Origin of the sequence: Desulfovibrio desulfuricans (assembly GCF_024460775.1) — a bacterium.
Taxonomy (GTDB): domain Bacteria; phylum Desulfobacterota; class Desulfovibrionia; order Desulfovibrionales; family Desulfovibrionaceae; genus Desulfovibrio; species Desulfovibrio desulfuricans_E.
This window is the reverse complement of the sequence record NZ_JANFYZ010000005.1, coordinates 179,623-197,313: the sequence shown is the minus strand read 5'-3', so window position 1 is coordinate 197,313 and position 17,691 is coordinate 179,623. Positions and strand designations below refer to the sequence as shown.

Below are 17,691 nucleotides of genomic sequence, written 5' to 3'. Positions count from 1 at the left end.
TCTACTCAGAGTCGGGGGCATGGTCAGAATCGCCGACAAGCCAGTCATGCATGTCTCGTATGCCCTGTTCATAACTCATGCCGGGGTAATGGCTTCCCTCGTCCTCGCCTTGGGCTGCCCAATTCAAAACACGGTCAATTTCTTGTTGGCTTCTTACGAGATGCGACATGCTTCCCCCTGCAGGTCAGTTTTTTCGATTCCAATACTTCCGGGCTTTTGCCATTGACGTAAACACCTTGCAGCGCGTGGGATTGCAGCGATGGCAAACAAGGCCCACCAACCAGTGGATAGGAACAACATGCAGAACTGGTTTGCCCCCACAGTGGGCACATTTTCTGTTTTTTCCGAAATTGATTCGCATGGTTAACCCCTCGTGCATGGTTCCAAGGTACGGGGCAACAGCGCCAAACCATCCAGCATCTTGGTAAGGTCAGGCACGATGCAGGCCGCCGACCCCGCAAGCAGATACATAAGTTCCGGCTCTGCCGACCCCATAAGTACCACCAGCGTTGGCTTGCCCTTGCCAATGGAGTACCCGGCTTCGAGGTGAGCCGACTTTCCGCAAGGCAGCAACAGAACGCAGGTATCCGCCCAGTCAAGTCCACGCTTGTCAAGACTGAAACCGTGCTGGGCTATGGGATGAGCAAGCCCGGCAATGAATTGCTCCGGTCTCCAGTTCTTCCAGCCACGGTCTATCTCTGCCCATGAAAAGCCCTTTTCACCTGGGGCAGGGTTGCGAAAATCATAAACCTCGTGCCCTGCTGAACGCAGCAACCGCAAGGCTTCTGGCTGAAAAGGATTGCGCCATGAACTTGCAAGATAAATACGTCGTTTCATGTGGCTATACCGTTTCAATCTTTAAGGATTTGGCGACTCGAGCTTCAAGCCTGCTGGCAGTGGAGGGCAGAAACCACAAGCTCCTGCCTCACCACCACCTCAGCAGACCTATGCACGTGATTCCAAGCCTGTTCCTGGCGAAAGGAAAAAATAGGTTGGAATCTCTTTGGCCCGGAGGCTCGTCCTCCGGGCCTTTATTAATCTAGTTGAATGCTTCCTTAAAATTTTTGCTCAAATTCACGGCCAGCACCCTCCTGGCAGGGATATCAATTGTCGCGCCAGTGCGGGGGTTGCGCACCTTGCGGGCAGCGCGCTTCCTGATGACAATCTTGCCCACACCGGGCAGGGGTATTTCGCCACCGCCAAGTAATTCTGCTGCAGCAATGTCCCCAAAGCGTTCCAGGTATTCCTGGGCCTGTTTGGTGGGTAGTTGAGTGGCCTCCTGAAAGGTCTTCACAAGTTCGGCTTTAGTCATGGCTGTATCTCCACATGGGGGGTATTTTAATGAACGGTTTGTCTGGCGCGGGCAGCGGGGCAGTCGCATTTGGCCATTTGTTTAGAAATTTTTTGTGAAAATTTCAAAGTCTCCACGCATAACAGCCCTAAATCACCGACACTGAGTTCTCCACCAGCGCTATGCCCGATCATGAGACCGTTGGACCTGTTAATGGAAAATGTGAGTGCATAGCCCTTGGCACCCTTCAACTGATCGCGCAGTGTCTCAATGATTTTTTCGACAGCATCGTCTCGTCCCTCGCATGCAATGGTTATGCTTTTGGCTCCCGTTGTCATAAAATTCTCCTGAGGTTTATGCATCCGCAGGGATGGAGTCCTTCTTGATTTCGATAAAGAAGGCGTTCGCTTGTTGCCGCCGTAAACCCACAATCTCCAGGCGTTCATCCGGCCAGCCTAGGGCCACTTCCTTGTTGATTTCTTCTTTTACGCGGATGCCATCGGCAAAATCATACTGATGCAGACGGGCCAGAGTCATCTCCGGGGTTATCCCGCTCATCTGCACAACCTTAGTGCTAGCGCGAAAGCCGATGATGCCAAATCCAAGGTCAAGACTCTTGCTCTTGCCGAACAATTCCTGCTTGTTGAGTTTGGCGTAAACGGCCACGGCATCAGAAAGTTCTTTCCTTCGGGCCAGCAACGGGGTGGAAAGCTGACTGGCCCGGCTCTTTGCAAGGTCTATGCGCTCTCGCATCTCAGATTCAATGCCGGAGAGATTACGATCCAAGGCGGCCATTTCCGCTAGCGCGGCTTCCGCCTGGGCGCGGTCGGCAACAATGTAGGGGTCTGGTTTTATGCGGGCCATTACGCACCCTCCTTGGCGGCCTTGCCACTTTTTTTGTTGCTGGTTGCGGCCTCGCCCTGGGTTTCCAGTGCCTCGGCCTCGTTTGCCAACAGCGCCAGTTCGTCACGCACCGCAGACAGTTTGCGCCAGTCATCGGGGTTGACGCGCCCGGCCATTTCACCCAGGGCAATGCCCACGGAACGTATTTTTTCATGCAGCATGGGTGTCCTCCTCCTGCTGGTTGCTGTTGCGGGGGATAAAGTTTGCTTCAAGGCACTCAACGCCTTCTGCAAGACCGTCCAGATTGAGTATGACCATGTTCAGCCGCTGCCGTGCATCTGGGGCAGCAAGGTCAAGATTCCGCAAGGTTGCTGTTACATGTCTAATTTTGTTATGCAGCATGATCACTCTCCTTCTGCGCCGCCCAGTGGCGGCAGCCTCCCCGGCAGGCTCTGTAAACGGCAACAGCCAGAGGGTTGATGGACGTAAACGGTTTTCGTTGTTCGTTGTGGCATTGCTCGGCGCTGATCAGGCCCAACACCGGGCAGGATATAATAGGCGTCATGAGCATTTCGCGCACGCGCGCCTCGGCTTTGGCATATGTGGCGTGGTGCCTCTTGCGGATTACAAGGCTTACCAGCGCCGGGGACATCCTGATTTTTCTGGCGGTCTGGTTAAGCCCGCCTGTGTCGCAGGCCTCGGCCAGACGCTGCACCCAGTCAGGCACCTCACCCCAGGCTTCACGGGCTTTGTCTGCATTGGTGGGCTTGGATACGGCAGTCATGATGCGGTCCCTCGGATGTCTGAAGCATCGGCAGAGTCCAGGGCTGACTGGATGTCATCCCCAACAACCACCTTGCCAAGATTGCAGTCGTACAGTTGCTTGACGCGCAGTATCTGCGGGGCCTTTGCCCCGGAGTCGTACACAAACCGGTACCGGACAACATCACTGTCAGACCGCGCCATACTGATCAGATATTTTCCACGTGCCAGCCATCGGCAGTAGGCAGCCGCCGCACTGGGCGCTATGGGGACATCCGGCAAAGAGGCATGCACGACCAGATCCTGCACGCTGAACGTGCGCAGCACCTTCATGGCCCGCCACATGCGCTCCTGGGCGGTATCCGGCAGCATGGAGCCATCCTTGCGCACGCGGGGGGCATCCACGCCCAGGTCGCGCAGCAGGGTGTGTACGGCCGGGACAAACCGCGCGGGCTGTTCCTTGCCCAGAATGCCTGCGCGCACCAGCCCGGTAATGTAGTCGCTCATGTAGTAGGCGTGACGATCAACCGTTGCAGCACGTGCCAGTTCCGGCACGGTGAACTGTTTCAGCTCGCGCATGGCTGCCCACAGCTTTTCCCGCGTGGTCAGCACGCCCACAAGTGAGAGGCGAGGCTTTGTTCTTTTGCGGGTTGCCATAGCTAGCGGCCCTCTCTCACCGGGGCTTCACCGGTGTACAGGGGGCGCTTGCCCCATGTGGTCAGGTCCATGGACTTTTTGCCAAGCTCAAGACCCGCCTGCTGTATGCGCTCCAGGTTGACGCAGATGCGCCGGGCCACGCCCTTGCTTTGCGCGTGGATATGTTCCAACAGATCATCACCAACGCCCACCTTGACGCAGTAGAGATCGCGCAGGGCGCGGGCATCATCCAGATCAGCATACTGCGCGGGCACCCATTCCAGCACACGGTTGTGGATGCGCTCCCAGCGGGCAAGGTTTGAGGGCAGATGCTCTTCGCCGATCAGGAGAATGGCCGCGCCGCTACCCTCGTAAATATCGCGCACCACTTCGATAATGCCCTTGGCAACCAGATGGTCGCATTCGTCCACAATGAGCGGGCGGCGACTGGCCGCAAGTTGCGCCGTGACCTGTTCTTCCATCTCGTAAATCGTCTTTGCCGGGTCCACGCCCATGCTCTTGAGGATGGACTGATACACGGCCTTGCGCGTCCAGCTTGATTTGGCCTGCACGTAGTAGGCTCGCAGTTGAACGGTGGCGATGGACGCCGATGTGCTCTTGCCCAGGCCTGAGGGGCCGTACAGAACCACAATGCCGGGCAGGTGCGAGGGGCGGTTGATGGCCCCGGTAAGCGCGCCCAGGGTAAGCCCCACGTTGGCAAGCGGTGCCTTGCCGGGCAGGTTGACGGTTGCGGTTGCTTCCTGCATAATTTCCTCACTTGGTTCTTTGGGGCGTGTTCGGTGGTACGGCGCGCCCCGTTTTTGTTATTATCCGTTGGCGGCAATGAGCTGCATCTGCTCAAGCATGGCAAAGCCTGCATATGTATTGCTGCCTGCGAAAATTTGCGCCCATTCGGCTTGCTCCTGCGGCACCGCGTCCCCTCGTTCCAGTGCTGCCTGTAAACGGCGGCACAGTTTGTATTGGGCCTTGGGGCTTTCAGGCAGCCAGCGCTCTTCCTGGGCGCTCTGCTGCGCCACAGCCAGAGCACGGGCTGCGGCCACTTCGGCCTCATGCGCACGGGGGGGCACGCCTTCGCGCAGGCGCGCTGCGCGTGCTGCACTATCCAGCATGGGCGTGGTGTGCGTGGTTTCCGTGTGCGCCGCAGGCGCGGCTGCGGCGACGATTTCTGCGGCGCGGGCCTTGTGCATGTCCATGATGCGCTGCCCAGCATTTGCGGCGTCCACGTTGCGGGCGGCTTCGCGCATTTCCTTGGCCTTGCCGTTGATATCCGTTTTCTGTACGCGGCGTTTGGCTAGGGACACTTCGCGGCGTTTCGCGCTCTCCAGACCGTGCATTGCTACAGCCTCACAAATGAACTTCCCGGCCTCGTCAAATATGCAGGCGTGTTCAGCATCTGCCCTGTTTACGCGCACCTGCACCCGCTGGCCGACGTAGGGGCCAAGTGCAGCGTGGTCGTAATAGCCAGATCCGGCGCGAATGCCTTTCTTGCCTACCGAGCGCCATCCGCCATCTGTGGCCAGAGGCGTCAGTAGCACGTCCAGGGCGCGCACATCTTCAATACGGGCAATCTCTCCGGTGTATTCCTGCCGCATTTGCCAGGGCGTTTTACCTTTCAGCCCGCTGTGGGCGCGGTGCGCGTAAACGCTCTTGCACCAGTCGTCGCAAAATTCCTGCAAGGCTTCGGGGCTTATGGCCATGCTAAGATCCTGTGGCTCTTTGCGATCCATCAGGCGCTTGGCAAACGTTTCCCGTTCGCGGATTTCCTGCCGCGTGGCCACGTTATGGCCCACATAGCAGGGGCACAGGGTCAGCAGGTGGTGGCTGAATGATCGAAACACGCGTTCAATGGCGGGCTTGAGGTCTGGCCGAAACGGCGGCAGGATGGTGGGGATGATGCCCAGATCCAAAAACAGTCCTTGCGCCTCAGTGCCCACAAATTCTTTGCCGTTGTCGGTAACAACTTCCTCGGCTATGCCCCAATCCAGCAAGGCACGGCGTGTCAGGTTGTTTACAGTCTGCCCCGTCGAGGTCTCTGCCACTTCCAGCAGCAGCTCACGGCTATAAACATTGATCACACCCACGATGGCGTACCGTTTACCGTCGTTCAGCATGATGTCCGAGGGCGTGCCGTCATACTCCCACCGCTGGTTGTACCGGGTAATCAACTCGTACATGCTGCCGCAGGCCGCCATAAACTGGCCGCGCCATCTATCCGGCGCACGCATATACAGGGCAAGCTGTGGGTTCTGTTCCTTCCAGGCTGCAAGCCAGGCTTGCACGCGGCGCAATGAGGGTACACGTATGGCAGACTGTTCTCTGGCCAGGCGCTCGATGTCCTCGCGGATCAGCTCGGCGCTGATGGTGGGATATTCGGCGATCAGTCCCAGTACCAGCTCACGCACCTGTGGTTGACTGTCTATGATGCCTGCGCCCTTGCGGTGCTGACCGAAATTGCCCGCCAATGAGGCCATGCCTTGACTCTGAGCGCGGCGCTCCCAGTTGATGAGGCTATTGCGGCACAGGCTTGGCAGGGCCGCGCGCACGTCTGGCTCCACGGCTATTTCGCCCGCGTTATAGCGCACCACAAACTCGTCCAGAGCACGGGTGCGCGCCATCTTGCTGGCGGCTGTAAACACGCGTGCGGCCAGCACTACGGCGGCGCGCGCATGCGCGCGGGTTTTGGCCGCGCCTTGCAGGGTGAGAGGAGAAGCAGGAGACACAGGGGTTGCTATGCATTGGATACTGGCGGTCTCGCACACCTGAGGGCAGGCACGTGCCGCTATGGCCAGACGGGTGCGCTCAGGCATGGACGCCACAAGCCAGCAGTTGCCGCCGCCGCGCTTGGTTGCAGGCCGAGAATCCCAGTTCTCGCGATTCGTTCCGGCTCGAGCAAGAACGCTTTTCACAGATAATCCGAGGAGATCTGCAAGTTCTCTTGTGGTGTATGCGTCCTTCATGTCTTGTCCCTCAAATTTGTTCCCCGGCCTTGTGCCGCGTCCGGGGTGGCCGCGTCCCCACGAGGTGAATGGGGATTCGCCGTTGCACTGGCCGTTGCGATGCAGGATGCTACGGGGAGCGCCCACATCGCGCGCCTTGCCTGACCCATCCCGTCAGGTTCTACACGGGCGCGGTAGCGTGAGGGCACTGGCTCGCGTGGGGCGCTGTCCCTCTTCAATTGTTCCGGCTCCTCTGCTAGCCTCAGGGCTACCGTTCACTTCAACCAATCAAAAAGAGCCGGAAATATGCTGAACAAATGCCCAATAACCTTAGTCGAAATTGACGGTAAGCGAGGAGGGGCTTTTACTTGTCCGACCTGCGGCAAGAAGCACACATTCCTGCTTAAGAATTTCCCCAAAGGATCAGTCTTCCATTGTCCCTGTGGTTTCAATGTGGCCAGTCCCCTCAATGAGGACGAGATCCTTGCTCAAATCCGACAGCAGATGGAGAAAGCGCTCAAGGAAGGGCTGAAGAAGTAAACGCTGTGATTCTGGCAACGTCTCAAAATCACGTTGTAGCGCACGGACTTCTGAAAGCAGGGTGTCAAAGCTCTCCTTGCTTGCAGCAGAAAGCACAAAGCGGAATATTGAGGCTGGGGTAGAGTTTTGCATGCCCATTACGCTGCCTCCTCTCCGCACTTGCGCGGGTCGCACAAAAACCGTTCAGCCAGACCCCGATCCCGAAACCAGTTCAACACGCGGGGGCTGTGCAGGCTGCCGTTGATGGTGCGGTTGATTGTTACCGGGCTAACCCCCAGCTCTGCGGCCAGGGTCGTGCTGTTATGTCCGCACTCTTCCAGCTTCTCCCGGAAGCGGTAGCGATATTTACAGCGGAGAGTTCCCAACGCTGCCCGACGGCTAGGAATCATTGTCATTACAAATCCTCCTCAAGTTTTTTCAGGCGCTTCCGGCAGGCCTTGGCGTCTCGCACGGCCTTGCCGTAATCGCGCAAACGGCGGTCTTCATCCGTCATCAGATCCACGCCTAGGCAGCGCGCCATAACCCGCAGAGGTTCATGGTTGCCAGTTGCCTGACAGTACGCCAACAATGCATGAATGGACGGGGGATGGCTGTCATCAGATGGAGAAAGCCATTTGTTCAGTGTCTCTTCGCTGACAGCCCGCACATTGCCGCTGGTCAGCTTGATACCGCTGGCTTTGGCAATGGAGTTTAACTTGTCAGGCAAAGCCTTGCGTCCCTCTCCCTCAGACGCAGCCGAACGCATGGCCGCCCGTATGGCAGCCATTACGCCCGCAAGGCGCGTAGATTCATCCAATAGGGAGAGTTGGCGCGGCATGTTCACCTCTACTTGCCCATTGCTGCTAAAGCGATACGGATATTTCCATATGCCATTTGCAATGCCTCAAGACGGGCTTTATTGCCCCATCCCGCCCGGAAAGCATACGTTTCCCAAAACCGCGCAGAAACGGGATTACACATGTGAGCATGCGGAAGAATGCACTCGACAATATAAGCTCCTGATGCATCAGCAAAGACCGCGCTGTCATCAAGGTGACTGCTGGCTCCGTCTGGCAGGTGAGCTAATTCATGGGGACATGGGTAATTCATTGACGGTCTCCACTCTGTCCAATCTTTGTCCGTTGCTGGACGTTGACCCCTGTCAAGGCGGGCTGTTATGTTGTTTACAGAGAGTTGAAAAATAACCGCCCGCAAGTCCTTTTTAGGACAATATTTCGGTTTTATCAACCGAAATTTAGGGTAAAACTTAAATATCGCCCATATTTTTTATTTTATGTGTTACTTCAATAGATTATATAAAATCTATCGGTAACAGTTAGGGTAAAGCTTAAGGGCTTGGAACTTTTACCCATGAAAACACTAGGTGAACGTATAAAGATTGTTAGGGGAAAAGAAACCCAGGACGCGTTCGCATCAAGGATTGGCGTGAGTAAAGCCTCACTCGGAGGTTATGAGCGAGATGAAAACTCCCCAAGTGCCGAGGCAATCCTAAAAATTTGTTCAAAAAACGATATTTCGGTCGAATGGCTTCTGACTGGCTCAGGCCCGATGAAGAAGGGGGGAGTGCCAGAAGACGAAGATGACAGCGACTTGATCATGATTCCCATGGTCAATGCAGTGCTTTCTGCAGGCTCTGGCAGCTTAGAAACGGATGGCGAAAGCGAACGGTCGTATGCTTTCCGACGCGACTTTATAGCGCGTAAGGGTAACGCTAAGAACATGGTGCTTATGCGTGTATCTGGCGATAGCATGGAGCCGGAAATCATGGATGGGGATGTTGTGCTCCTTGATCAGTCCAAGCGCACGGTGGTTCCTGGTAGAATTTTTGCTGTAGGATTTGAAGAAGCCATTTATCTCAAACGGATAGACTTACTGCCGGGGCAAGCCATATTAAAGTCGATCAATCCGGCATACCCCCCTGTAAATCTCGATCTACGTGATCAGAATGTCGGGAAGTTGCGTCTTATTGGCCAAGTACTTTGGGTTGGTCGCGAATACAGATAGCCGTGCCCACAAATGCAAAAATAAAGCCCCGCAGGTGTCACTTCTGGCACATGCGGGGCTTATGTCATATAGTCAAAACTAACCGTCGTTTTTGTACGCGTGTTACGATTTAACCGTCACTTGCTATTCTGACGTTGACCACGTTTTGGCCTGCGCCTATTCTCTCCAAACCAATAGCCCGTGCGGCTTTCCCGTCCCACTATGTCCTTCTATGTTCCGGTATATTCCGGCTCATGTTTCTCCAAGTCTATCTGTCGCTTAACAAACCGCCTCCTTTTATGCGTGCTATCTTGACCTTATACCCCACCTGCGTATATCACTTGTAAGTTAGTGGTAGCCCCACTTGTGACGCGCTACACGGGCGTTGCTGGCGTCCGGCCCGGCATCCTCAAGGGCGTTTTCCACGTCTTTCATTGTGGCAACGCGGAGGGTGAATTTTTTATGGAATTTTCCGTCACGCTCCACGCCCACAAGCAGGGTGCCGTCTTCTGTAAGGGTACTCATGCCCATCACTCCTTTACTTTATCCACGGCAAACATGGTCAGATCGCGCTTGGCTTCGCCTTCGCTTTCGTACTTCTCGCCCATCTTTTCGACCACGCAGCCCGTATAGGCCTTGCGCTGGCCTTTGCCGTTGACGGGATAGATCACCAGCTTGGCATCAACCACGTTTTCCCAGTCCATCTCCTCGCCATCAACAGGGATGGGGACAGACACCGTGAGGGAGTACGTGGCAACGCCCGTGCAGAAACCCGCAATACGGCGTTTGCGATTCATGGTTTTCACTGGTTTGCGGCCCGTATCCGTATCATCGCTAAAGCTGGAGCATTCGACCTCCTGGCCGTTCACCTCCAGCACCACAGCGCCCACAAATTCCTTGATTGCCATTTGAGGCTCCTTGATGGTTTTGCGGGCCTAAGAAAGACTGGAGGAGACAGCGGTTATTTTATGAAATTAGGACATTGCTGGCTGTAACTGGCCTGAAAAATCCAGCCCAGCTTGTCGTCTTTTATGCGCTCCAGACAAACTCCGCTGACCTGTTTATGCAAAGTTGTAGGCTTGGCAGTTTGAAACTGGTTTATCAGGTCGGCGGATTCAGCACTTTTGCCAAGCATGGTGCGGATAGTTTGCTGAATGCCTTTCATATAGCGCACAGGAGCACCCTGAACGTAAAAAATTCGCACTCTGCACGTTGCCAGACTCAAGCAGAAAGGTTGCTGTAACCCCTTGGTCGAGTATGTAGGTTTTTGCATCGCCCTTATCCACAATCTGGACGCTGTCACGCCCAAAGACCTGCATCCACTGAGGCTCAAATGTTGCCCATGGCTGCGGGGCTGGTTCAGCGGCATAGGCTGGCAAGGATAGAAATAATGCCAGAAAAAAAGTTGCAAAAGGCATCAAAAAACCTCCTGTGTAATTTCAAATAGATACAAATTTTATTATAAAAAGCAAATGTTGCATAGCTTGCGGGATAGTTGGCACTGGGGTAAAAGTCTAGAAAATTTATAAACAAAAATTGAGTATTAAGGGGATAGAAATGTCCATAGCACACAAAAAAAATACACTTGTTGAACAGGATCAAAGTCTCCACAAAAATACGTTCCAGCAAGGAGACGAAGTTATTCTTGATGGAGAATCTGAAAAAAAATATTGCGATGCTCTCTGCTTCAAAGAAAGATGTAAGGGGTGGGCAATACTTGCTGTAGCTATCTGTGCTATAAAGAAGACTTTTTTCTCAGAGAAGAAAGCAATCGTTCAATAGCATATCAGATGAATATATTAAAAATGTAAACATCAAGCTTGGAATATAATATGCGTTGTCCATACTGCCAGCAACATTATGTCATATCCTCAGATACCCATGAAGAACACAGTGTAACATTATTAAAAAAAGACTTTTCAGGATGCTATAAGAAGTATGAAATTCATCACACAGTTTGTCCAAACACTGAATGTTTAAAAAGCACCTTGTTGATAGAGGTGAAATATATACTGTCTGGACAGGTTAAAGGAAAAGTGCTCGAGAGAATACTGCTGCCAGATAGTATTTCAAAAATCTATCCAGACTATATCCCTAAGCAGCTTAGGGAAGATTATGAAGAAGCATGTAAAATCGTAGAGCTCAGTCCGAAAGCGGCTGCAACTCTTGCTAGGCGTTGCCTGCAAGGCATCATTAGGGATTACTTTGGCATTACAAAGGGGCGTCTTGTTGATGAGGTCAATGCGCTACAGGGGATAATGGAGCCGGAACTTTGGGATGCAATTGATGGATTGCGCAAAGTGGGCAACATTGGTGCGCATATGGAAAAAGATGTTGACCTTATAATTAACATTGAGCCTGAGGAAGCACGCCAACTTATTTGGTTGATAGAGACCCTGTTTGATAGTCTCTACGTCCACAGGGAAGAGACGCGAAAAAGATTAAGGGCGATACCTGGGATTGCGGCTGCCAAAGATGCGCAGAAAAAAGGGTTGCCAGCATCGCCAGTTGCTGGTGGGACAACACTGCTTACGCCATAACAACTATCAAGCTGGGTTTCCCCGGCTTTTTTATTTTATACTATAGTGCCCATGCGCCGCCATGTCCAAGGCGGTATGGGGCTATTTGACCTTCCCCCCTAAAAGTATGCCACTGAAACGTTAGTATTCCTGACATAGGAGCATACGAATGAAACGAAGCAGATTCGCCGAAGAGCAAATTATTGGGATATTGCGGCAACGCGGGTCTTGAATTCGGCGGTGAAATTCCTTTGACTTTTTACGTCCACCTTGGCTCTTGGTCCTTGTTTCCTGAGAACCCACCCTGCCTTCCAGATTCAATAATGAAAGCTTTAGAAGAAGTGTTTTTGCTCTAATTTTGCTCTACGTAACGAGTGTAAATGAACGTGAACTTCATTTTTTGTCAGCGCGTAAGTATCTAAAAAAATTGATAATTTTATAAATTATGTTGAAAGGGTATTATGAAACCCTTCTAAGTTCTTGGTCGTGGGTTCGATTCCTCTCGGGCGCGCCATAAATAAATCAGGATGTTACATGGTTTTTCATGTGACATCCTTTTTTGTTTTTGGGGCAAAATATCTGTTTGGTTGCCCGCCAGTCACCTACCTGTCTGTTTTACATGATCGAGGGGCGGTTGGCACTGATTGGCGCACGCGTTGGCACAGCAATTCTGTTTAGCTCGGCCTGCTTCAAGCCGCTATTCTTCATCATCAGGTGAACTGCAAGGTAATCAGCGCAACCACGATATAGCGGAGAGTTTTTGCCACAGCCACAATGGCGATGAACGAGGGGAAGGGTTCGCGAAGAATTCCCGCTACGAGCGTGATGGGGTCGCCCACAACAGGCATCCAGCTTAAAAGCAGCGACCAGCGCCCGTACTTGCCATACCAAGCTTCGGCCCTGGCAAGGCTGTTGCGCTTTATGGGAAACCACGAACGATCCTGATAATGGATAAAGAACCGTCCGAGCAGCCAGTTGGTGGCAGAACCCAGTGTGTTGCCGAGGCTGGCGGCGGCGATCATTGCCCACAGCGGCGCGTAATCCTTTGCCAGTGCTCCTGCCAGAAAAAGCTCTGACTGCGCAGGAAAGATCGATGCTGCCACAAATGCAGAAATAAATAATCCCCAAAGTACGCTCACGCTCATTTCCGCATCCTGTCTGCAAGGCTTTATTGATTGCGCTGCGGCATGCCAGCACCGCACCATATAAAAGTGCCGCGCAGCGCACAAGTAGCAGGAATCCTTGCCATGAATAGCTGATGTCTTTTCTCATCCATCATTATTTCTTCTGCCGTTGATAACGATCCTGATCCCATATCTATTTCTGATACGATAATGTTGGGGGTATTGTATTAAATATTTTAATTATGCATGTAGAAAAGAGCTATTTTGTGAAGACAGGACGTGATGATCGTATATTGTTTTTCGTTGCATTTTTGCAACACTATGTTGCAAAATTACAACATATGAAGATATTTTTGCTGTGTTTTTGCAACAGCATTGACTGAACAAAAAAATTATATAGTGTTTCCGAGTTGACTCTAAAGAATTTTAGCGAGCATTCGATACTATTGCAGTGTTTTGTTGAAAATAAGTTGATGCTCAATAAGGAGAACGTGACGTGGCAATGAGTGCAAAAAACAAAATCCTCCTAAGCGTAGTCGCATTCTTTTCGCTGGTCATCATCGCGATGGCCTACAGCTCGTACCGGAGTTTCTGTGCCTCGTCATACGACTCTGAAATGGAGCAGCTTGACACCATGTCCCAGGCAGTGGGCAAGGCTGTGTCGGAAAAGATGGATGTGTATTTCAATGTGCTTGAGCTTAGCTCGCGCATGCTGACGAATCCTGTGGGCGCTTCCCCGGATGAACTTTATGAATATAAACGCAATGTTTTGATACAACTGCTCAAGCAGGTGAACCTTGTTGAAGCCTATTATGCTTTTGACAGCGGCGAAACGCATAATGATAAGGGCATGATCAAGAATTTCAACGCCAAGACCCTTGGCCGCGAGTGGTTTGTGCGGATGTTTAATGGTGAGAAGAGGGTTGTAACAACCCCTTATACCTCGTCTATCGGCGCAACAGTTATGGCTGTGGGCGTGCCTTTGATAGATAACGGCAAGATGGCGGGTACGCTCTGCATCAACCTTGGCCTGACGGACATAACCAATTTTACCAATCATGTTCTTGAGTTCGACAACATTTTTCTTACGCGGGCCGATGGCTACATCATGGCCAACCGGGATGACAAGCGCATTGGCAAAAGCCTGTGGGAAGTTATCCCTGATATGAAAAAATACAGCGGGTTGCAGCAGAACAGCCGCATCCAGTTCACCAGCAAAGACAGAGTGTTTGAGGGGAGCCTGTATATTATTCCAGGTCTTGGCTGGAAAGTGTGGACTTACAAGCCGCTGGAGGAAATTCAGCGTGACTCAACCGCCAATCTGCACTCCAGTGCCATAACCGCAATTGTCGCCCTGGTGCTGTCTGCCCTGATGGTGCATTTTCTGGTATCCATGCTGATTTTCAAGCCGCTGGGCAAGGGCGTTATTTTTGCCGCAGCGGTTGCGGAGGGGAATCTTGATGAAACCCTTGATATCAAGAGCAAGGACGAAGTGGGGACGCTTGCCGATGCCCTGCGCAACATGGTTGCGCGGCTGAAAGACATGATCCGCACGACAGAAGAGAAGGAACGGCACGCCCTCTCCGAAGCCGAGCGTGCGCAAAAAGCGGTTGCCGAGGCGGAGGAAGCCCGCAAAGAAGCGGAACTAGCCACCCAGCGCGGTATTTTGCAGGCTGCCAGCCAGATTGAAGGCGTTGTGGCGCGCATTGCCTCCAGCACGGAAGAGCTGGCGGCGCAGTCCGAGCAGATATCCAATGCTGCGGAAATTCAGCGGCAACGCATGACGGATACCTCTGCCGGAATGGAGCAGATGTCCGCCTCCATTGTTGAGGTGGCGCGCAATTCCGGGCAGGCAGCTTCCAATGCTGTCAAAACGCAGCAGGAGGCTGGGCAGGGCGCGACTCTGGTTCGGCAGGTCATTAACTCGGTAAATCATGTGCATGAACAGACGCAGGCCATGAAGGTTGACCTGACAGCCCTTGGCAAACAGGCCGACAGCATTGGCGCTATCATGGACGTCATCAACGATATCGCTGACCAGACCAACCTGTTGGCACTCAATGCAGCCATTGAGGCGGCGCGGGCTGGCGAGGCTGGCCGTGGTTTTGCCGTGGTGGCAGATGAAGTGCGCAAGCTGGCAGAAAAGACCATAGGCGCCACCAAGCAGGTGGGCGAGAATATCTCCGGTATGCAAACCGCCGCCAGGCAGAGCATCTCTTCCATGGACAAGGCCAGCCTTGTGGTGGAGGAAACAACCTCCCTGTCGCACAAATCCGGTGAAGTTCTGGATGCCATCCTGGTGCTTGCCAAAGAAAATGCCGACCAGGCGCAATCCATAGCAACAGCGGCAGAAGAACAGTCATCCGCTTCGGAAGAAATCAGCCGCAGTCTTGATGAAGTTTCCCGTCTGACCACAGACACCACACGTGGGCAGGCTGAATCTGCAACAGCCATTCAGCAGCTTGCTGAAATGGCTGGAGACCTCAGCAGTATAGTGGATAAACTGAAAAAATCGTAGACGCCTTCACTTTTAAGAACAGGCCGGAGTGGAAACGCTCCGGCTTTTTTTATGTCCTTTGAATGCAAGAGCAGGGCTGTGCCTGTGAGGACGCCCTCCATGCTTTTGCTTCAGTCGCTTCCAAGGAGTGCGTGGCTTGAAAAGTGATAGTGTGTTAATTTTTTACAGAAAACTGAAATTGGAATTTGGGTGTGTGCTCAATGTCTGTGTCAATTTTCAGATCAGGGTTGAGCTGGCAGTCAAGGCATATTCTTTGCGAATGTGATATTATAAAAGTGTATATTTGATACTGCTATATTAATCTAAAATAGCAACAGATAAATTTATTTTTATTTGTGTATTTGTTTACTATGTTGCTATTAAAATTGGTAATCGATTCTACTGTTTTGAGAGATGTTAGATAGCTATTTATTACTGCAACAAAATTTTAAATTTCATATCATACTGAAATTTTATATTTTTATTTTATTCCAGAAGTGTTGAAAAAAATCACAAGCGGGCATAATGCAGGTAGCGTTATAGCCGATAGACTATATTTGATGGCGGTGTGACGCTCATGATCTCCATCGTGTGATTTTAACTTCAGCGCCGAGTAGAAAACAATGAAGCTTGTAACAAAAATTTCTTTCGGGATGGGGATGCTGGGTGTTTTGATGGCTCTATTAGCCGGATACATGCTCTGGCAAATGGCAGAACTCAACAACATCACCTCTGTACTGGCGCATCGCAATGTGCCAGTTTCAGAGCTTGCGGGTGAAATTAATACGGATACTGCAGAATACAGAATTATGGAATTTCGCTACCTCATTGAAAATGATATGCAAAAATCCTCGGCGCTAAAAGATAGACTCGATGAAGTTCGCAAAAAGTTTGAGCGTGAAGTACGTCAGATTGGAGACCTTTGTATTTCTGGCAATGCCAAACAATGCGTGATCGATATTGAACGTGATCTGAAAAAATATCTGGATATTTCCAAAGACGTGTTGGGGCTGCGACACGATGGCAGGGTAGATGATGCCTTGGCCCTGCTTACGGGTAAATCCCATGCTGAATACGAAGCCCTCTCCAGATCCATAGACAGTTTGGTAAAGGTTTCACACGACAACGCCCACGCCCGTGGCCTTAATGGGGATAGTCTGTACGCCACTAGCAACGCTATGGGCATCGGCTTGACCCTCTTTGCCATTGTGCTTGCTGCTGCATCGGCCATGGTTATTGCGCGTGAAACAAACCGACAGCTTGGCAGAGACCCGGGGGAACTGCTGGTGGTTGCGCATCGTGTGGTGGATGGGGATTTTAATGTTGACGATGGCCACGCCAGAATTGGCGTGTATGGATCAATTATCGCCATGGTGGAGGCCTTGAAAGGCCATATAGAAAAAGCCCGGCGCGAATCAGAAAACGCCAGGGAGCAGTCGCGTCAGGCGCACGAAGCCATGGAAAGCGCCAATGCGGCCAAGGATGAGGCGCAGCAGAAGACGGAAGCAATGATGCGTGCCGCAGGCAAACTGGAAAAAGTCGTGCAGATTGTCAGCTCGGCTTCCACACAGCTTTCTGCCCAGATCGAACAGGCAGGCAAGGGGGCCGGGCATGCTGCGCAAAGGCTTGCGGAAGCGGCCACGGCCATGAACCAGATGAACGCCACCGTGCAGGAGGTGGCCCGCAATGCCGGTCAGGCCTCTGTGGCATCCACCGATACAAAGGACAAGGCTGAAGCCGGGGCCGACATTGTGCAAAAATCGCTTGTCAGCATCGGCCAAGTGCAGAGCGTGTCGCAGGAACTCAAGCAGGATATGCTGCAACTGAACACGCACGCCCAGGCCATCAGCCAGATTATGGGCGTAATTTCAGATATTGCGGACCAGACAAATCTTCTGGCGCTCAATGCCGCCATCGAAGCCGCCCGTGCTGGCGATGCCGGGCGTGGATTTGCCGTGGTCGCCGACGAGGTGCGTAAACTGGCAGAGAAAACCATGGCCTCAACCCATGATGTGGGTAATGCCATAAATGCCATACAGGAGAGCACTTCAAAGAGCATGGCCTCAACGGATAACGCGCTTGAGCAGGTTAATCAGGCAACGGGATATGCCAGCCAGTCCGGGCTGGCTCTCAATGAAATACTGGAAACTGTTCTGGGTATGGCAGATCAGGTCAATGCCATTGCCACTGCAAGCGAGGAGCAATCTGCCGCCAGTGACGAAATCAACCTGTCGATCGAGAACGTGAACGAAATGGCCAAACAGACCGCCACCGCCATGGCCGAGGCGGCCAGTGCGGTGGCAGAGTTGGCGCGTCAGTCGCAGGATCTTGAGCTACTGGTCAATGAGATGCGGCAGGGATAGGCAAAATTACTACTTCATTCAAAAATATGAATATAAAGGCGGTCTGTTGCATCTGTGCGGCAGACCGCCTTCATGCTTTGAATCATGGTGCATAATTACAACATATATCACTTTGTTAGATGCAATAATGCGACAATTATCGTTGCGTTGTTGTGATTTATAATTGTACTTGGCAT

The 17,691-nt window shown here is 52.5% G+C and carries 24 protein-coding genes; 5 read left to right on the top strand and 19 right to left on the bottom strand.

The window, feature by feature from the left end:
• Position 1 precedes the first annotated feature (1 nt).
• The 15 genes from NE637_RS08265 to NE637_RS08195 all read right to left on the bottom strand — a co-directional run bounded on the left by NE637_RS08265 (position 2) and on the right by NE637_RS08195 (position 8,118).
• Positions 2–169: a hypothetical protein gene (locus NE637_RS08265; RefSeq protein WP_256267649.1), complete on the bottom strand. Its 168-nt coding sequence runs from the start codon at positions 167–169 to the stop codon at positions 2–4.
• A 194-nt stretch (positions 170–363) separates the two neighbouring features.
• Positions 364–837 (bottom strand): hypothetical protein, encoded by a 474-nt coding sequence (locus NE637_RS08260; RefSeq protein ID WP_256267648.1) that lies wholly within the window; start codon positions 835–837, stop codon positions 364–366.
• Positions 838–1,039: 202 nt separating this feature from the next.
• The gene (locus NE637_RS08255) at positions 1,040–1,312 is read right to left on the bottom strand and encodes an HU family DNA-binding protein (RefSeq protein ID WP_256267647.1); all 273 of its coding nucleotides are present in this window, start codon (positions 1,310–1,312) and stop codon (positions 1,040–1,042) included.
• Positions 1,313–1,338: 26 nt separating this feature from the next.
• Positions 1,339–1,629, bottom strand: a complete 291-nt coding sequence (locus NE637_RS08250) for a hypothetical protein (protein WP_256267646.1) — start codon at positions 1,627–1,629, stop codon at positions 1,339–1,341.
• Between the two features lie 16 nt (positions 1,630–1,645).
• Positions 1,646–2,155: a host-nuclease inhibitor Gam family protein gene (locus tag NE637_RS08245; protein WP_256267645.1), complete on the bottom strand. Its 510-nt coding sequence runs from the start codon at positions 2,153–2,155 to the stop codon at positions 1,646–1,648.
• The gene (locus tag NE637_RS08240) at positions 2,155–2,355 is read right to left on the bottom strand and encodes a hypothetical protein (RefSeq protein WP_256267644.1); all 201 of its coding nucleotides are present in this window, start codon (positions 2,353–2,355) and stop codon (positions 2,155–2,157) included. Before NE637_RS08240 ends, NE637_RS08245 begins: the two co-directional genes overlap by 1 nt.
• The gene (locus NE637_RS08235) at positions 2,345–2,536 is read right to left on the bottom strand and encodes a hypothetical protein (protein ID WP_256267643.1); all 192 of its coding nucleotides are present in this window, start codon (positions 2,534–2,536) and stop codon (positions 2,345–2,347) included. Before NE637_RS08235 ends, NE637_RS08240 begins: the two co-directional genes overlap by 11 nt.
• Positions 2,526–2,918 carry a hypothetical protein gene (locus tag NE637_RS08230; protein WP_256267642.1) on the bottom strand — a complete coding sequence of 131 codons (393 nt, stop codon included), beginning with the start codon at positions 2,916–2,918 and terminating at the stop codon, positions 2,526–2,528. The genes NE637_RS08235 and NE637_RS08230 overlap by 11 nt, the downstream gene beginning before the upstream one ends.
• Entirely contained in the window at positions 2,915–3,553 is a 639-nt protein-coding gene (locus tag NE637_RS08225) for a hypothetical protein (RefSeq protein ID WP_256267641.1), read from the bottom strand. Before NE637_RS08225 ends, NE637_RS08230 begins: the two co-directional genes overlap by 4 nt.
• 2 nt (positions 3,554–3,555) lie before the next feature.
• Complete coding sequence (locus NE637_RS08220; protein ID WP_256267640.1) at positions 3,556–4,299, bottom strand: AAA family ATPase; 744 nt, start codon at positions 4,297–4,299, stop codon at positions 3,556–3,558.
• A 60-nt stretch (positions 4,300–4,359) separates the two neighbouring features.
• A complete protein-coding gene (locus NE637_RS08215) occupies positions 4,360–6,459 on the bottom strand; it encodes a Mu transposase C-terminal domain-containing protein (protein ID WP_256267639.1) in 2,100 nt (699 codons plus the stop codon).
• A gap of 453 nt (positions 6,460–6,912) precedes the next feature.
• Complete coding sequence (locus NE637_RS08210; RefSeq protein ID WP_256267638.1) at positions 6,913–7,167, bottom strand: hypothetical protein; 255 nt, start codon at positions 7,165–7,167, stop codon at positions 6,913–6,915.
• Positions 7,167–7,424 carry a hypothetical protein gene (locus NE637_RS08205; RefSeq protein ID WP_256267637.1) on the bottom strand — a complete coding sequence of 86 codons (258 nt, stop codon included), beginning with the start codon at positions 7,422–7,424 and terminating at the stop codon, positions 7,167–7,169. Before NE637_RS08205 ends, NE637_RS08210 begins: the two co-directional genes overlap by 1 nt.
• Positions 7,424–7,846, bottom strand: a complete 423-nt coding sequence (locus NE637_RS08200; RefSeq protein ID WP_256267636.1) for a hypothetical protein — start codon at positions 7,844–7,846, stop codon at positions 7,424–7,426. The genes NE637_RS08205 and NE637_RS08200 overlap by 1 nt, the downstream gene beginning before the upstream one ends.
• Positions 7,847–7,854: 8 nt before the next feature.
• Positions 7,855–8,118, bottom strand: a complete 264-nt coding sequence (locus NE637_RS08195) for a hypothetical protein (RefSeq protein ID WP_256267635.1) — start codon at positions 8,116–8,118, stop codon at positions 7,855–7,857.
• 261 nt (positions 8,119–8,379) lie between these two features.
• Here NE637_RS08195 and NE637_RS08190 point away from each other — a divergent pair, with 261 nt between their 5' ends.
• Positions 8,380–9,033, top strand: a complete 654-nt coding sequence (locus tag NE637_RS08190) for an XRE family transcriptional regulator (RefSeq protein WP_256267634.1) — start codon at positions 8,380–8,382, stop codon at positions 9,031–9,033.
• A gap of 327 nt (positions 9,034–9,360) precedes the next feature.
• Here NE637_RS08190 and NE637_RS08185 read toward each other — a convergent pair whose 3' ends face one another.
• The 3 genes from NE637_RS08185 to NE637_RS08175 are packed head-to-tail and all read right to left on the bottom strand — an operon-like array spanning position 9,361 to position 10,186.
• Complete coding sequence (locus NE637_RS08185) at positions 9,361–9,537, bottom strand: phage tail assembly protein (RefSeq protein ID WP_227118231.1); 177 nt, start codon at positions 9,535–9,537, stop codon at positions 9,361–9,363.
• A 5-nt stretch (positions 9,538–9,542) separates the two neighbouring features.
• The gene (locus NE637_RS08180; RefSeq protein WP_227118230.1) at positions 9,543–9,920 is read right to left on the bottom strand and encodes a phage tail protein; all 378 of its coding nucleotides are present in this window, start codon (positions 9,918–9,920) and stop codon (positions 9,543–9,545) included.
• A gap of 53 nt (positions 9,921–9,973) precedes the next feature.
• Positions 9,974–10,186, bottom strand: coding sequence for a hypothetical protein (locus NE637_RS08175; protein ID WP_227118229.1), 213 nt, complete (start codon positions 10,184–10,186; stop codon positions 9,974–9,976).
• A gap of 383 nt (positions 10,187–10,569) precedes the next feature.
• On the opposite strand from NE637_RS08175, the gene NE637_RS08170 reads away from it, so the two are divergent.
• Together NE637_RS08170 and NE637_RS08165 are read left to right on the top strand one after the other, a co-directional pair.
• Positions 10,570–10,794 carry a hypothetical protein gene (locus tag NE637_RS08170; RefSeq protein ID WP_227118228.1) on the top strand — a complete coding sequence of 75 codons (225 nt, stop codon included), beginning with the start codon at positions 10,570–10,572 and terminating at the stop codon, positions 10,792–10,794.
• Positions 10,795–10,844: 50 nt separating this feature from the next.
• Complete coding sequence (locus NE637_RS08165) at positions 10,845–11,552, top strand: DUF4145 domain-containing protein (RefSeq protein WP_227118227.1); 708 nt, start codon at positions 10,845–10,847, stop codon at positions 11,550–11,552.
• A 689-nt stretch (positions 11,553–12,241) separates the two neighbouring features.
• On the opposite strand, the gene NE637_RS08160 is transcribed toward NE637_RS08165, so the two are convergent.
• Positions 12,242–12,676: a YqaA family protein gene (locus NE637_RS08160; RefSeq protein WP_215648692.1), complete on the bottom strand. Its 435-nt coding sequence runs from the start codon at positions 12,674–12,676 to the stop codon at positions 12,242–12,244.
• A gap of 481 nt (positions 12,677–13,157) precedes the next feature.
• Between NE637_RS08160 and NE637_RS08155 the strand changes: the two genes are divergently transcribed.
• Both NE637_RS08155 and NE637_RS08150 read left to right on the top strand, forming a co-directional pair.
• On the top strand, positions 13,158–15,173 hold the full coding sequence (locus NE637_RS08155; protein WP_192113963.1) for a methyl-accepting chemotaxis protein: 2,016 nt from the start codon (positions 13,158–13,160) through the stop codon (positions 15,171–15,173).
• A 602-nt stretch (positions 15,174–15,775) separates the two neighbouring features.
• Positions 15,776–17,515, top strand: coding sequence for a HAMP domain-containing methyl-accepting chemotaxis protein (locus NE637_RS08150; protein ID WP_227118226.1), 1,740 nt, complete (start codon positions 15,776–15,778; stop codon positions 17,513–17,515).
• The last annotated feature ends 176 nt before the right edge of the window (positions 17,516–17,691 follow it).

What these genes read in the sequence shown, in the direction of transcription:
- NE637_RS08245 (WP_256267645.1), bottom strand. Translation starts at nt 2,155, where the DNA reads ATGGCCCGCATAAAACCAGACCCCTACATTGTTGCCGACCGCGCCCAG.
- NE637_RS08150 (WP_227118226.1), top strand. Translation starts at nt 15,776, where the DNA reads ATGAAGCTTGTAACAAAAATTTCTTTCGGGATGGGGATGCTGGGTGTT.
- NE637_RS08170 (WP_227118228.1), top strand. Translation starts at nt 10,570, where the DNA reads ATGTCCATAGCACACAAAAAAAATACACTTGTTGAACAGGATCAAAGT.
- NE637_RS08180 (WP_227118230.1), bottom strand. Translation starts at nt 9,920, where the DNA reads ATGGCAATCAAGGAATTTGTGGGCGCTGTGGTGCTGGAGGTGAACGGC.
- NE637_RS08205 (WP_256267637.1), bottom strand. Translation starts at nt 7,424, where the DNA reads ATGACAATGATTCCTAGCCGTCGGGCAGCGTTGGGAACTCTCCGCTGT.
- NE637_RS08155 (WP_192113963.1), top strand. Translation starts at nt 13,158, where the DNA reads ATGAGTGCAAAAAACAAAATCCTCCTAAGCGTAGTCGCATTCTTTTCG.
- NE637_RS08195 (WP_256267635.1), bottom strand. Translation starts at nt 8,118, where the DNA reads ATGAATTACCCATGTCCCCATGAATTAGCTCACCTGCCAGACGGAGCC.
- NE637_RS08185 (WP_227118231.1), bottom strand. Translation starts at nt 9,537, where the DNA reads ATGAGTACCCTTACAGAAGACGGCACCCTGCTTGTGGGCGTGGAGCGT.
- NE637_RS08190 (WP_256267634.1), top strand. Translation starts at nt 8,380, where the DNA reads ATGAAAACACTAGGTGAACGTATAAAGATTGTTAGGGGAAAAGAAACC.
- NE637_RS08225 (WP_256267641.1), bottom strand. Translation starts at nt 3,553, where the DNA reads ATGGCAACCCGCAAAAGAACAAAGCCTCGCCTCTCACTTGTGGGCGTG.
- NE637_RS08250 (WP_256267646.1), bottom strand. Translation starts at nt 1,629, where the DNA reads ATGACAACGGGAGCCAAAAGCATAACCATTGCATGCGAGGGACGAGAC.
- NE637_RS08165 (WP_227118227.1), top strand. Translation starts at nt 10,845, where the DNA reads ATGCGTTGTCCATACTGCCAGCAACATTATGTCATATCCTCAGATACC.
- NE637_RS08240 (WP_256267644.1), bottom strand. Translation starts at nt 2,355, where the DNA reads ATGCTGCATGAAAAAATACGTTCCGTGGGCATTGCCCTGGGTGAAATG.
- NE637_RS08160 (WP_215648692.1), bottom strand. Translation starts at nt 12,676, where the DNA reads ATGAGCGTGAGCGTACTTTGGGGATTATTTATTTCTGCATTTGTGGCA.
- NE637_RS08260 (WP_256267648.1), bottom strand. Translation starts at nt 837, where the DNA reads ATGAAACGACGTATTTATCTTGCAAGTTCATGGCGCAATCCTTTTCAG.
- NE637_RS08210 (WP_256267638.1), bottom strand. Translation starts at nt 7,167, where the DNA reads ATGGGCATGCAAAACTCTACCCCAGCCTCAATATTCCGCTTTGTGCTT.
- NE637_RS08235 (WP_256267643.1), bottom strand. Translation starts at nt 2,536, where the DNA reads ATGCTGCATAACAAAATTAGACATGTAACAGCAACCTTGCGGAATCTT.
- NE637_RS08265 (WP_256267649.1), bottom strand. Translation starts at nt 169, where the DNA reads ATGTCGCATCTCGTAAGAAGCCAACAAGAAATTGACCGTGTTTTGAAT.
- NE637_RS08200 (WP_256267636.1), bottom strand. Translation starts at nt 7,846, where the DNA reads ATGCCGCGCCAACTCTCCCTATTGGATGAATCTACGCGCCTTGCGGGC.
- NE637_RS08255 (WP_256267647.1), bottom strand. Translation starts at nt 1,312, where the DNA reads ATGACTAAAGCCGAACTTGTGAAGACCTTTCAGGAGGCCACTCAACTA.
- NE637_RS08230 (WP_256267642.1), bottom strand. Translation starts at nt 2,918, where the DNA reads ATGACTGCCGTATCCAAGCCCACCAATGCAGACAAAGCCCGTGAAGCC.
- NE637_RS08220 (WP_256267640.1), bottom strand. Translation starts at nt 4,299, where the DNA reads ATGCAGGAAGCAACCGCAACCGTCAACCTGCCCGGCAAGGCACCGCTT.